The 12796-nt window shown below is 48.0% G+C and carries 12 protein-coding genes; 6 read left to right on the forward strand and 6 right to left on the reverse strand.

The window, feature by feature from the left end; all coding sequences use genetic code 11:
- Positions 1–68 precede the first annotated feature (68 nt).
- Genes D3H65_RS30020 through D3H65_RS30035 form a run of 4 tightly spaced genes read right to left on the reverse strand, consistent with a single transcriptional unit; the run spans position 69 to position 3064 of the window.
- On the reverse strand, positions 69–764 hold the full coding sequence (locus D3H65_RS30020) for a LytR/AlgR family response regulator transcription factor (protein WP_119053846.1): 696 nt from the start codon (positions 762–764) through the stop codon (positions 69–71).
- A 43-nt stretch (positions 765–807) separates the two neighbouring features.
- Complete coding sequence (locus tag D3H65_RS30025) at positions 808–1761, reverse strand: cation diffusion facilitator family transporter (protein ID WP_119053847.1); 954 nt, start codon at positions 1759–1761, stop codon at positions 808–810.
- 60 nt (positions 1762–1821) lie between these two features.
- Positions 1822–2685, reverse strand: a complete 864-nt coding sequence (locus tag D3H65_RS30030) for a helix-turn-helix domain-containing protein (RefSeq protein WP_119053848.1) — start codon at positions 2683–2685, stop codon at positions 1822–1824.
- Positions 2686–2692: 7 nt separating this feature from the next.
- Entirely contained in the window at positions 2693–3064 is a 372-nt protein-coding gene (locus tag D3H65_RS30035; protein ID WP_119054707.1) for a winged helix-turn-helix transcriptional regulator, read from the reverse strand.
- A gap of 149 nt (positions 3065–3213) precedes the next feature.
- Here D3H65_RS30035 and D3H65_RS30040 point away from each other — a divergent pair, with 149 nt between their 5' ends.
- The 3 genes from D3H65_RS30040 to D3H65_RS30050 all read left to right on the forward strand — a co-directional run bounded on the left by D3H65_RS30040 (position 3214) and on the right by D3H65_RS30050 (position 4821).
- Complete coding sequence (locus D3H65_RS30040) at positions 3214–3789, forward strand: YceI family protein (RefSeq protein ID WP_119053849.1); 576 nt, start codon at positions 3214–3216, stop codon at positions 3787–3789.
- A 64-nt stretch (positions 3790–3853) separates the two neighbouring features.
- A complete protein-coding gene (locus tag D3H65_RS30045; RefSeq protein ID WP_119053850.1) occupies positions 3854–4387 on the forward strand; it encodes a YceI family protein in 534 nt (177 codons plus the stop codon).
- A gap of 11 nt (positions 4388–4398) precedes the next feature.
- The gene (locus D3H65_RS30050; RefSeq protein ID WP_119053851.1) at positions 4399–4821 is read left to right on the forward strand and encodes a hypothetical protein; all 423 of its coding nucleotides are present in this window, start codon (positions 4399–4401) and stop codon (positions 4819–4821) included.
- A gap of 33 nt (positions 4822–4854) precedes the next feature.
- On the opposite strand, the gene D3H65_RS30055 is transcribed toward D3H65_RS30050, so the two are convergent.
- The gene (locus D3H65_RS30055; RefSeq protein ID WP_245999623.1) at positions 4855–7101 is read right to left on the reverse strand and encodes an FdhF/YdeP family oxidoreductase; all 2247 of its coding nucleotides are present in this window, start codon (positions 7099–7101) and stop codon (positions 4855–4857) included.
- A 67-nt stretch (positions 7102–7168) separates the two neighbouring features.
- A complete protein-coding gene (gene fdhD / locus D3H65_RS30060; RefSeq protein ID WP_119053853.1) occupies positions 7169–7996 on the reverse strand; it encodes a formate dehydrogenase accessory sulfurtransferase FdhD in 828 nt (275 codons plus the stop codon).
- A 156-nt stretch (positions 7997–8152) separates the two neighbouring features.
- Here fdhD and D3H65_RS30065 point away from each other — a divergent pair, with 156 nt between their 5' ends.
- The 3 genes from D3H65_RS30065 (at position 8153) to D3H65_RS30075 (ending at position 12776) form a co-directional block, all read left to right on the forward strand.
- A complete protein-coding gene (locus D3H65_RS30065; RefSeq protein ID WP_119053854.1) occupies positions 8153–10762 on the forward strand; it encodes an MGH1-like glycoside hydrolase domain-containing protein in 2610 nt (869 codons plus the stop codon).
- Between the two features lie 111 nt (positions 10763–10873).
- Positions 10874–11428, forward strand: a complete 555-nt coding sequence (locus D3H65_RS30070; protein ID WP_119053855.1) for an RNA polymerase sigma factor — start codon at positions 10874–10876, stop codon at positions 11426–11428.
- A gap of 310 nt (positions 11429–11738) precedes the next feature.
- A complete protein-coding gene (locus D3H65_RS30075; RefSeq protein ID WP_119053856.1) occupies positions 11739–12776 on the forward strand; it encodes a FecR family protein in 1038 nt (345 codons plus the stop codon).
- Positions 12777–12796 lie beyond the last annotated feature (20 nt).

Consider the following 12796-nt stretch of genomic DNA (forward strand, 5'->3'; position numbering starts at 1 on the left):
CCTGATCTAAAGGTGGCATTTCTCGTTGCTTCGTTGCCTGGTTGCCTCATTGCCTGGTTGCCTCCGCATTACAGGATATTCATCCGTTTATTCAGCGCGCTGCGATAGGCATCTGCCACCGGTATAGGCTTCCCATTGATAATGAGCGCCCCATCCTGTATCGTCTCGATCTTGCTGATGGCTACTATATAGGAGCGATGCACCCGCAGGAATTTGCCGGGCGGTAACCTTTCTTCCACCGCTTTTAAAGTAGTGTGAATGGCATAGAACTTACCGGGCGTGTACAGCTTTACATAATCACCCATGGCTTCGGCATAGAGAATATCCTGCAGACTTAGCCGGCGTACAATATTAGAGTCACGTATGAAGATGAATTCGTCCTCGGTAAACTTTACCTCTTCTTTGCTGCTGTCCAGTATTTCCCTCACCCGGTCGATAGCCTGTATAAAACGGGGCGGGGTGACAGGTTTCACAATATAATCGGCCACGTTGAGCTCGAAAGCTTCTGCAGCATAGTCTTTTTTGGAGGTAGTAAATACGATCACCGGACGCTTAGTACCAAGGTTTCTTGTTAGTTCCAGCCCGCTCATACCCTGCATTTCTATATCCAGCAGCAAAAGGTCTACAGGCTGTTCCTGCAGCAGGTTCCAGGCTTCCATGGCATTGCTGCATTCTCCGGCAACCGTAAGGTCTTTTACCTGGCTGGCCAATTGTTTCAGCGTAGTTCTGGCTATTTTATTATCGTCAATGATCAGGCAATTCATATGATAAATATAATTATTCCGAGGCAATTGCCTGCCAGTTAGCTCAACAGTTTATTAAGTGGCAAGGGCTGCCATCCGTTTCTACCTGGATAGTAGGATGCTGAACGTTTTGCGCCCTGGTAATTTCCCGTGCTTTTTGCAGCAGTCCGTTGAGGCCGGACATATCCACCGTGGGATTGACCACCAGGTGAAGAGACAGGATGTTTTTTTCGCCATCCATGCTCCAGCAATGTACATCGTGAACGCCTGTAACTCCGGGCAGCTTTTTGAGTTCAGCCACAATAGCCTGGGCATTGACGCCCGCAGGAGCCGCCTGGAGAAAGATCTTCAGGGCAGTCATAATATTCCGGGATGCATTATAAAGGACGAACAGGCCAATACCAACCGACAACAAGGGATCTATCCAATACCATTGTGTAAAGTACATAATGATGGCGCCCACCAATACCGCTATCCAGCCAAGCGCATCTTCCAGCAGGTGCAGCATAACCGCCCGTTGGTTCAGCGAGTGTTGCTTTCCCTGCCGCAACCGCAGGATGGCCAGGCCATTGAACACCACGCCTGCTATGGCCAGCCACAATACCCCCGTGGTCTTTACTGCTTGCACCGCAAAGAAACGAGGTATCGCTTCTGTCAGGATAACAATGGAGCCAGCTATTAATATCAGGGAGGTGAGGAAGGCTGCAAGAATAGAAAACCGCCGCTTTCCATAACTAAACGTGTCTGTTCTTCCCTGCCCTGATTGTTTTTCCAATACCAGTGCTGCCCCAATGGCAATGCTGTCGCCCAGGTCATGGATGGCATCTGAAAGAATAGCCACCGAATTCGTGTACAATCCGCCTATAAACTCTATAATAGTAAAGAGCACATTAAGCACCAGCGCCACCCGCATATTGCTCACTACAGGGTGAACATGCAGGGAGCCGCCATGGTCATGTCCCTCGTGTGAGCAATGGCCGTGTTCGTGCGTATGTGCTTGTTTTTCCGCGTGTTTCATAAGGCAAAGTGACGATAAAACACCTTACGTAACAATGCAGGCATCCGGGTAAAGGTTGGACTATTTGCGGTATTTCTGCCTGAATTGTACCGGCGAGAGCCCGGTTAGCTTGCTGAAAAGACGGGTAAAATAGGTATGATCCTCATAGCCCAGCAAATGCGCAATTTCCTTCACCGTATTGTCGGTATAATAGAGCATTCGCCTGGCCTCCAGTATGATCTCCTGGTGGATCCAGTGGCTCACCGGAAAGCCGGTGGCCTCTTTCACCACTTCATTGAGCCAGGCCGGCGATATATTGAGCGCCGCTGCATACTGCGAAGGACTTTTCATGGTTTTGAATTGCTGCTGAAGCAGGCTCCGGAATTGCCGCGTGATGATCTCTTTTCGCGCATCCTTCCGGTCGCCGGCTTGCACCGGTTCCTGGTAGGCGGCGGCAAACAGGCTGATGCACGCAGCTGTGAGCGACCGCAGCGTATGTTCATGGAAAGGCGTATCGGCATTGCTCTCGTATACCTGCTGGAGCGCCGTGATGCAGACCTGTAGTTGTAAGATGTCGGTGGGAGTGATGCCGATAGGATCGCGTTGACGCGGGGCGTTTTGAAATACAGCGCGGAAGGTTTCATCCATCCAGGAAACGTCGAGGGCTATAAACCAGGCGATGGTATCTTTTTCAGCAGCGAGTGATTGATGTACCTGGCCGGGAAGGATGCTTAATATGGCAGCGTCTTGTACAACGATCTGCTCAAAGTCTACCATGATATGGCTGCGTCCTTTTTCCTGGAAGATCAATACATAATGTTCATCACGGTGGGCAGCGTGTGCAGTTGGTTCACCGGCGTTGGTATGATCGGCCCGGAGTATTTCAACCCCGCAACTGCTTCTTTCACGAAGGGAATAAGTAGGTATGGAAACATTTGATCTCACAGCACGGCTATGCTTTTTCGCTGGTCATAGCGATCTTTCTATGCCGCAATCCCCACACCGCCATACTGTCCAATACAAGCGTCAGGGACTTGCCTGATTTCGTAAGCTCATATTCTATACAAACCGGAATGGTATCATATACCGTACGTTTTACCATGCCATTCAATTCCAGTTCTTTAAGCTCTTTCGACAGCATGCGGGCAGTAATATTGGGTATGCAGCGCTCCATTTCCCGGAAACGTTTCTTACCAAATAATAAAGTTCCGATAATCGGCAGTTTCCATTTGCCATTCAATACATTGAGGGTGTCGTTCACTGCCAGGATGAATTCTGATGAGCAGCTTTTAACATTTTTTAACTCTTTCTCAAATGTCGACATATTGAACAAATTTAGTATATTGCTATACAAAAATATACCGGTATACTTTTGTATAGTGCTTACTTTTGTATAGTAAAGGTAAGTACTTTTGTCACGGAAAAAGAAAAACTGAAAAGAAGCCTTTTTAAAAAAACAAAAACAATCACCCAATGTTCAAAGCAATTACTGCGATTACAGCAATCGCGCTGTTATCATTCACTTTACCATTTGCCGCTTCCTGGAAAGCCGACAATGTGCATTCAAGATTTGGATTCAGTGTTACCCACATGGGCATTGCTACCTTCAATGGCAGCTTCAAAGATTACAAATTAACACTCAACAACCCCGGTGCTGATTTTACTGATGCAACCGTTGAATTGACTGCTGAAATAAAGAGCATCAATACCGACAACTCCATGCGTGACGAGCACCTGCAGAGCGCCGATTTCTTTGATGCCGCCAAATACCCCCAACTCACATTCAAGAGCACTTCCTTCAAAAAGACAGGCGCTAAGACCTACAAAGTGACTGGTGATCTTACCCTGCATGGCGTAACCAAGAAAGTGGAACTGGATGCTATTCATGTTGGCAATGCCGTTAATCCTCAAAGCAAGAAGGATATGGCTGGTTTTAAAGTAACCGGCGTTATCAAACGTTCAGATTTCGGTATCGCTACCGGCTTCCCTACAGCTGCATTAGGTGACGAAGTAACCATCACTGGTGATTTTGAATTCATTAAAGACTAATCAGCAGGTAGATGAAAGACCTTCGGGCCTTCCATCGGGCAAGTTTAATAACAAATAAGTACGGATGAAAAAAGTCGTTTTATCTTTTGCAACACTGCTGGCCCTTACAGCAGTGTTTGCCTTCTCAATAGCCAGCAGTTGGGATATCAAAAAAGACTACAGCATTAAGTTCTCTGGTGAAGATGCTTCCGGCATTTTCAAGACCTTTACCGGTAGCATCGTTTTTGATGAAAAGAACCTGGCTACTTCTAAGTTTTCTGTAAATATTGATGTAGCATCGATCAACACCGGTAATGGTATGCAGAATAAGCACGCCAAAGGCGAAGAATGGTTTGATGCGACGAAATATCCGCAGATCGTATTCAACTCCTCCAGGATCACCAAAACGGCCACTGGCTGGCAAACCACCGGCACATTGGAAATACGCGGTGTGAAAAAAGAAGTGACCATTCCTTTTGCTTTTGTGCCTAAGGGCAATGAGGCAGTATTCTCCGGAACCTTCAATGTGAACAGGAGCGATTATGGTGTTGGAAAACCCGCTACAGGAGCAGCAGCAGTGATAAAGATTGAAGTGTACGTGCCTGTTACTAAAAAATAAAACGTACCAACATGTTTAAAAGATCATTTTTGCTTGGCCTTGTATCCGGTCTTTTGGCGGGCGTAGCCTCCCTGATCTATGCCAAGGTGTATTACAATTCCCTGGGCGTTGATTTCTCTGCCGTGGCAGCTACTACTTCTATTTTGGCAGCATCGGTATTGGGTGGCGTATTGGCAGCAATAGGCTACTGGCTGTTGACTAAGTTCCTAAAAGCCAAAGGAGAGATCGTATTCAACTTCCTGTTTACGATATTGACCTTTGTGAGCATACTGGCTCCATTGGCTACCAGGCTTCCCCTCACCGTGGAAATGCCGGAGTTATTTCCCGGCTATACAGTGCCCATGCACTTTTTCCCGGCGCTGGCCTGGTTTACACTCAAGCCATTGTTCATACAACAGACCATCAAGGATTATGACAGGCCCACAGGCGCCTGATCCTGAAATGGGTCTATACATAACGAAGGCTGCTCATGCATGGGCAGCCTTACTTTTTTTTACTAATATCACCACGTGCTTGGAAGTAGGCGTATTGCTTTTATCCGCCACACTGTTGATCGGCACCAGCACATTGGCTTCCGGAAAATAAGTGGCCGTACAACCCGCCGGAATAGCATAAGGCACTACGATGAATTGGTGCGCTGCTCTTTCCACACCGTCATGGTAGTTGAACAGGTCTACCACATCACCCTTGTTCAGGCCCCGTGCCGTCATATCTCCCTGGTTCATCATGATCACCCGGCGTTCCTGATAAATGCCACGGTAGCGATCATCCAGGCCATAAATAGTCGTATTGAATTGATCATGACTCCGGATCGTCATCATCAGCAATTCTTCCTTGCCCAATACCAGTAAGGCAGGTGAGGCTATATTAAATTGTGCTTTGCGGCTGGCCGTATCAAAATTTCCTTCCCGGTTGCAATTGGGCAGGTAAAATCCACCCGGTATACGCACCCGTTCATTGTATTGCTCAAACCCCGGGATCGTCTTTTCAATATCATCCCGTATATGATCATAATGCTCCAGGTACTTATCCCAGTTCACCGTACTGCGATCGCCCAGCGTGGCTTTGGCCAGCCGGCATACGATGGCCGGTTCACTCAGCAATTCATCCGATACAGGCGCCAGGATGCCTTTGGATGATTGTACTACTCCCATAGAATTCTCACAACTTACAAACTGGTCTTCCCCGTGTTGCGTATCCTTATCACTGCGTCCCAGGCAGGGTAGTATCAGCGCTTCTTCGCCATGCACCAGGTGGCTCCGGTTTAGTTTGGTGGATACATGAACCGTGAGTAAACACTTACTCAACGCCGCTGCGGTATACTGGGTATCGGGTGTAGCGGACAGGAAATTACCACCCATCGCAAAGAATACTTTCCCCTGGCCATTGTGCATGGCTTTGATAGCATCCACCACATCCCAGCCGTGCGCTTGCGGTGGGGTAAAACCAAAGTTATCACTGATAGACTTCAGGAAGCGGGCAGAAGGTTGCTCATAGATGCCCATCGTTCTGTCGCCCTGCACATTGCTATGGCCACGTACCGGGCAGGTACCGGCTCCTTTTTTGCCGATACTGCCTTTTAGCAATAATAAATTGACGACCTCCTTAATAGTATCTACCGCATTCTTGTGTTGCGTGAGCCCCATGGCCCAGCAGGCAATGATCTTCTTTTTATTTTTCAGCAAGGTGGCTGTTTCCTGTAGCTGCACCAGGTCAATACCACAGGCCTGCACCAGTTCATCCATGTTTTGCTGCTGCAGGTGTTGCCTAAGTTCGGCATAGCCCAGTGTATTGGCTTCGATAAAAGCATGGTCCAGCACCGTCCCGGGTTCCTGTTCTTCAGCCTGCAGCAATAATTTCTCCAGTGCTTGCAGCAAGGCCATATCCCCATTGATCTTCACCGGCAGGAACACATCGGTGAGTGGTGTGCCTATGTTCAACAAACCTTTCAGTTGTTGAGGGTTATTGAAGCCCATCAATCCCGCTTCGGGCAATGGATTGATCGATATGATAAGTGCACCATTGGCCTTTGCTTTCTGCAGGGCCGTCAACATCCGTGGGTGATTGGTGCCGGGGTTTTGCCCCAGTATCATGATCACTTCTGCTTCATATAGGTCTTCCAGCTTCACCGATCCTTTACCAATGCCCAGCGATTCTCCCAGTGCTACGCCACTGCTTTCATGACACATATTGCTGCAATCCGGCAGGTTATTCGTGCCGTATGCCCGTACAAACAACTGGTAAAGAAAAGCCGCTTCATTGCTCGTGCGTCCGGAAGTATAGAAAATAGCTTCATTGGGCGAGTCCAGTTTATTAAGTGTAGCAGCGATCTTCTCAAAAGCAGCATCCCAGGTGATGGGCTGGTAATGCGTAGCCCCTTTGGGAAGATACATGGGTTGGGCGATGCGTCCTTTGCGCCCGATCTCAAAATCCGTGAGGCCCGCCAGTTCATCTACAGCATGTTGTGCAAAGAATTCAGGGGTTAATTTTTTAGCCGTCGCTTCATCGGCCACCGCCTTGGCGCCGTTCTCACAGTATTCTGCTATACCGCTGCGCTCATCATCCGGATCGGGCCAGGCACAACTGGGGCAGTCAAAGCCACCTTTCTGATTCAGTTTTCCCAACGCCTTCAAACCCCTGAACAGGCCGGCTTCGCCGAATACATGTTGCAAGGCGTGTAACACAGCAGGTGTACCTGCAGCACTTGTTTTCACAGTGCCTAGTTTCAACCCCGTAAAGATTGTCGGGTTTTCTGCCCCTGGTATAGGTGATGTTTCCTTGTTATCCATGTTGTACACGTTTACCGCCACTATAAATATTAAAACGTTGGTTGCGCAAGAATCCCACCAGCGTAATATCATTTTCCTGCGCCAGTTCCACTGCCAGGCTGGAGGGGGCGCCCACAGCCGCCACTACTTTTATACCAGCCATCGCAGCTTTTTGTATCAACTCAAAACTGGCCCGTCCGCTTAAGAGCAGCACTACATTGTGCAGCGGCAATTGGTCCTGCAGCAAAGCCGTACCAATCAATTTATCCAGCGCATTGTGCCGGCCTACATCTTCCCGTAGCATAAGCAGATCACCATTATTCGTAAACAAGGCTGCTGCATGCAGACCGCCCGTACTGCCAAACACCGCCTGCTCATTTAATAAGCGGGCAGGTAATCCATGTAATACTTCCGATGGTATAAGCAGACTATCTGCTTCGTCCCTGAAAATGGAGACAGTTTTGATGGCGTCGATACTGGCCTTGCCACATACCCCGCAACTGGAAGTGGTATAGAAGTTCCGGTCCGCCTGTTGCAGTCGTGGCATTACCTCCGGGTGAAGGGTTACACGCATGGTGTTCATCCCCGGAAACGTGGGAGAGATATAATCAATTTGCTGTTGGTGTTGGATGATCCCTTCGGTAAACAGGAAGCCGGCGGCCAGTTCTCCGTCGTTGCCCGGCGTACGCATGGTAACGGATACGCTCCTTTGTATACGCTCCTGTCCATACAGTAATTGTATCTCCAGCGGCTCTTCAATGGCCAGTACATCATCCGATATTGATACCTGCCCTGCCTGCACTTTCTGAATGGTGAAGGTGCTTACTGCATTGATTTCCATAAAAGCCCTGTTATTGTACCTGAAAGGTACCTCTATTTTAAGACTTCAACCTTAGCCACTTATCTTTGTTAGGACTTTCGTGAATCGTCAAAGCGAACGGCTCGTAGCTCATAACTTGTCCCGCCATAGCGGGAGCTCGCAGCTCAATTTAATACCATGAATGCAGAACAAGAACGTTTACAACATCCTGCCTGGAAAAGATGGGGTTCTTATGTATCCGACAGGCAGTGGGGCACAGTAAGGGAGGATTATAGCGCCAATGGTGATGCCTGGAACTATACCACCCATGATATGGCGCGCAGCCTGGCCTGGCGCTGGGGAGAAGAAGGGATAGCCGGTATCAGCGATGATAAGCAATTGTTATGTTTCGGCCTGGCATTGTGGAATAAAAGAGATGCCTGTATAAAGGAGCGCTTTTTTGGCCTTTCCAATAAAGAGGGTAATCATGGAGAAGATGTAAAGGAGCTCTATTACTACCTGGATGCCACGCCCACGCACTCCTACATGAAAATGCTCTATAAGTACCCGCAGCAGGAATTTCCGTATGAATGGCTGGTGCGCGAAAATGCCCGTCGCAGCCGACAGGAAGAAGAGTTCGAATTGTTGGATACTGGCATCTTCAACGACAATAAATACTTTGATGTATTGGTGGAATATGCCAAGGCCGATACAGATGATATATTGATCAAAATAACCATTCACAACCGCGGTCAGGAAGATGCCAGCCTGCATGTATTGCCCACCGTATGGTTTCGCAATACCTGGAGTTGGGGCAGGCATAATTATAAGCCCGCCATGTACAAAGTAGGGGAAAACAGCATTGGCATTTCACACAGGGACCTCGCCGTTTCTTATTTGCATTTTGAAGGAACTGCCCGCACCCTGTTTTGTGAAAACGAGACCAATACCCTGCGGCTGTACAATTATGATAACAAAAATCCCTGGCCCAAAGATGGTATCAACGATCATGTGGTACATGGCAAAGATTCAGTAAACCCGGCCATGGAAGGGACCAAAGCAGCTATCGATCTCGATATAACAGTACCCGCCGGACAATCATATACCATCCGTCTAAGGCTGAGTGATAAGCATGCAGATAACCCCTTTGAATATTTTGATAAGGCATTCACCCAAAGAGTAAGAGAGGCCAATGATTATTTTGGCCACCTGCAGCATACCATTGCCAGCGATGATGAAAAGCTGGTGCACCGCCAGGCCATAGCCGGTATGCTCTGGAACAAACAATTCTATTCCTATAAAGTGCAGCAATGGCTGGATGGCGATCCTGCCATGCCTACACCGCCGCCTGAGCGCCTGAAAGGCCGCAATGCCGATTGGAGACAGGTAAATAACGAACATATCCTGTCAGTACCTGATAAATGGGAATTTCCCTGGTATGCAGCCTGGGACCTCGGCTTCCACTGCGTTACCCTTGGCATGGTAGACCCCGATTTCGCCAAATACCAATTGCTGCTACTAACGGAAGAGTGGTACATGCATCCATCTGGTATGTTGCCTGCTTATGAGTGGCAATTGGGTGATGTCAACCCACCCATTCATGCCGGTGCCGTATATCGTGTATTCCGCCAGGATGCCCGTGCAAAAGGTGTAAAGGATTATACCTTCCTGGAATCCCTGTTCCACAAACTGCTGATCAATTTTACCTGGTGGGTAAACCGCAAAGACAGGCAGGGCAGTAATATTTTTGAAGGTGGTTTCCTGGGGCTCGATAATATTGGAGTATTCGACAGGAGCGCTCCCTTGCCTGAAGGCGTAACAGCCGAACAGGCAGATGCTACCAGCTGGATGGCCGTTTACGCTTTGAATATGCTGCATATTTCATTGGAACTGGCCACTCACAACAAGTCCTATACCGGGATGGCTACTAAGTTCTTTGAGCACTTCTTATACATAGCGGGCGCTATGGCCAGTATGGGTAAGGAGCATACCGGCTTATGGGATGAGGAAGATGAATTCTTTTATGACCAGATCAAGGTGCAAAACAAAAGCATCGTTAAGTTAAAGGTCAAGAGTATGGTGGGACTGATCCCTTTATTTGCCGTAGAAGTGATCACTGAAGAGACCCTGCAAAACAATCCTGTTTTTGCAGAGCGGATGCAATGGTTCCTGGACCACCGGCCCGATCTTGCCCTGCTCGTATCACGCTGGTATGAGGATGGAAAAGGAGATGTGCACCTGTTGGGCCTTCTAAGAGGTCACCGGATGAAGCGACTGCTCGCCCGGATGTTGGATGAAACCGAGTTCCTGAGCAAATACGGCGTAAGGTCCCTTTCCAAAAAATATGGGGAACAACCTTATTCCATTCATATCAATGGAGGGGAATTGAAAGTGCAGTATGTGCCGGGTGAAAGCGACAGCGATATGTATGGCGGTAATTCCAATTGGCGGGGCCCTATCTGGATGCCCATGAACTTTCTACTTATTGAAAGCCTCCGCAAATACCATTTTTATTACAGCGATGATTTTAAAATAGAATATCCCACCGCATCCGGACATTACCTTTCCCTCAAAGAAGTAGGCACAGAACTGGCCAATCGCTTATTGAAAATATTCCTGCCCGATGAGCAGGGAAGAAGAGCCGTATTTGGGGCCAATGAGAAGATGCAGACCGATCCTCATTTTAAAGATCATATCCTGTTCCATGAATATTTTCATGGCGATACCGGCAAGGGACTGGGTGCTTCCCACCAAACCGGTTGGACAGGCCTGATAGCAAATCTTATTATCATGAAAAATAGCCCGTAACAGGTAAGCAGGTTTTAACCCTCGTTGCCTTGCTGTCTCAATGCCTCGTTGCCTTTAAGCTTTTTTGTAATTGATGACGGAAATTTATTACTTTAGGCGCAGGGCCGCTATATGACATCATCAACTAATACTGCTTTATGGAGCCAATTGCGAAATGGTGATGAAAAAGCTTTGTATGCCCTGTACCAGTTGAATTATGATGATTTGCTCCAATACGGCCTGCGGCTTTCTGGTAGTGTAGGCGATAGTAAGGATGCCATTAACCTGGTTTTTGCAGCCCTTTGGGCCAATCGTCATCAATTGCCCGATGCCAACCATCCCAAAGCCTATCTTTTTACCTGTTTCAAGAACCGGGTATTGCGGATCAAACAACGCCAGGGGCAAAAGCTAATCCCTATCCATTCCTCCACCGAAGATTATTTGCCGGCCACCTCCTCAGTAGAAGAGACCTTCATCGAGATGCAGGAATATGAACTCCTCCAACAAAGAACGGCCCGCCTGTTGGACCATCTTACCGAAAGGCAACAGGAACTTATCAAACTCAGGTTCCTGGAAGAAATGAGCTATGAAAATATCGCCCTCCGCCTGAACATTTCTGTGCGCACCGTTTACAACAGCATCCACGAAAGCATCAAAGCTTTGAAAAAGGCATTTGACAAACAGTAGGCCCCCTGCTTTCGAAGCAAAAGTATTGCCGATTGCCGATTGCCGATTGCCGACCTGGTCATTTCGAACGCAGCGGCAATATCTCTCTTTGTTCATTTCGAACGCAGCGCAGCGGAGTGAGAAATCCGCTATCGAAGCAGAAAGGTATCAAAGCAAACAATTCACTATTCATGTTTTCCCCCCTCCCAATCCATTAAATCAAAAAAAATCCTGGTTGAGACGGTAAAAATCCCTCCTCCCCGGTATCTTATATATACAGGGTGGTGATTTGCCGGCGTAGGCATACCTTTTAGCCCCTGTAAACCATTGTATGTCTGATTATAAGAATTTTACTGCTGAAGATCTCCTGGCCAACGAGTCCTTCGTAAACTACCTGCTGCAACAAAACGAAGCAGACATTCAATTGTGGAATAGCAGGAAAGCCGCGGGCCTGCTGCAGGAGCAGGAATACCAGCGCGCCATCCAGCTCTTTGCTGCCCTGCGGACGCAGCATACAACCGTCCATATCAATAAGGAAGAAGAACAGGAAAAGCTACAGCAAATGATAGCCGGTCAGCAGGAAGCAGACCGCGCCACAGTGAAAATAATTTCGGTGAACCGGAAGAAACAACCATTCCTGCGTTATGCCTGGCCTGCCGCCGCGGCTGTGTTGATCCTGGTAGCTGCCAGTTGGTACCTTTTCCAGTCTGCCGGCAACAAGCCTACACCGGAGAAAGACTTTGTAGCCTTTGCCGTTACCAAACAGGATATCCGGAAAGTAACCCTGCCCGATGGAAGTGCTGTTATATTGAATGGCAACTCATCCATCAGCATCACACCGGGATTCAACAATAAAAAAAGAGAAGTACTGCTCAATGGCACCGCTTTCTTCCAGGTAGCTAAGAATCCCGATAAGCCATTTATCGTCATCAGCGGTCGCGTAAGTACCACTGCCCTTGGTACCTCCTTTTATATACACCAGTCTTCCAACGAAGCCCCTACCACCGTATCCCTGCTCACCGGCAAGGTAAGAGTAGAGGTGGAAGGCCAGCCAGCGGTTCACCTGGTGCCCTATGAAAAAGGGATCTACCATTCCGAACAGGAATTGGTCAAGACAACATTTGATAAAGACGCCCTCGTCAACTGGACAAAAGGAATGGTCCTTTTCAAAAATGCCAATTGGGAACAGGTCAAAAATGTGATTGAAGAATACTTTGATAAAAAGCTTGTTATCGGTACCTATAAAAAGGACATCAGTTTTACCGGGGAGTTCAAGGCCGATCAGCTCGAATCTATTTTATCATCCCTGGAATTTACCTATGATCTAAAATATACGATCCAAAACCAAACAGTCAACATCGCCTTTTAACCAGGCTGCTTAAACCAAAC

Source organism: Paraflavitalea soli (genome assembly GCF_003555545.1).
GTDB classification, from domain to species: Bacteria; Bacteroidota; Bacteroidia; order Chitinophagales; family Chitinophagaceae; genus Paraflavitalea; species Paraflavitalea soli.

What these genes read in the sequence shown, in the direction of transcription:
- D3H65_RS30020 (WP_119053846.1), bottom strand. Translation starts at nt 764, where the DNA reads ATGAATTGCCTGATCATTGACGATAATAAAATAGCCAGAACTACGCTG.
- D3H65_RS30025 (WP_119053847.1), bottom strand. Translation starts at nt 1,761, where the DNA reads ATGAAACACGCGGAAAAACAAGCACATACGCACGAACACGGCCATTGC.
- D3H65_RS30035 (WP_119054707.1), bottom strand. Translation starts at nt 3,064, where the DNA reads ATGTCGACATTTGAGAAAGAGTTAAAAAATGTTAAAAGCTGCTCATCA.
- D3H65_RS30040 (WP_119053849.1), top strand. Translation starts at nt 3,214, where the DNA reads ATGTTCAAAGCAATTACTGCGATTACAGCAATCGCGCTGTTATCATTC.
- D3H65_RS30045 (WP_119053850.1), top strand. Translation starts at nt 3,854, where the DNA reads ATGAAAAAAGTCGTTTTATCTTTTGCAACACTGCTGGCCCTTACAGCA.
- D3H65_RS30050 (WP_119053851.1), top strand. Translation starts at nt 4,399, where the DNA reads ATGTTTAAAAGATCATTTTTGCTTGGCCTTGTATCCGGTCTTTTGGCG.
- fdhD (WP_119053853.1), bottom strand. Translation starts at nt 7,996, where the DNA reads ATGGAAATCAATGCAGTAAGCACCTTCACCATTCAGAAAGTGCAGGCA.
- D3H65_RS30065 (WP_119053854.1), top strand. Translation starts at nt 8,153, where the DNA reads ATGAATGCAGAACAAGAACGTTTACAACATCCTGCCTGGAAAAGATGG.
- D3H65_RS30070 (WP_119053855.1), top strand. Translation starts at nt 10,874, where the DNA reads ATGACATCATCAACTAATACTGCTTTATGGAGCCAATTGCGAAATGGT.
- D3H65_RS30075 (WP_119053856.1), top strand. Translation starts at nt 11,739, where the DNA reads ATGTCTGATTATAAGAATTTTACTGCTGAAGATCTCCTGGCCAACGAG.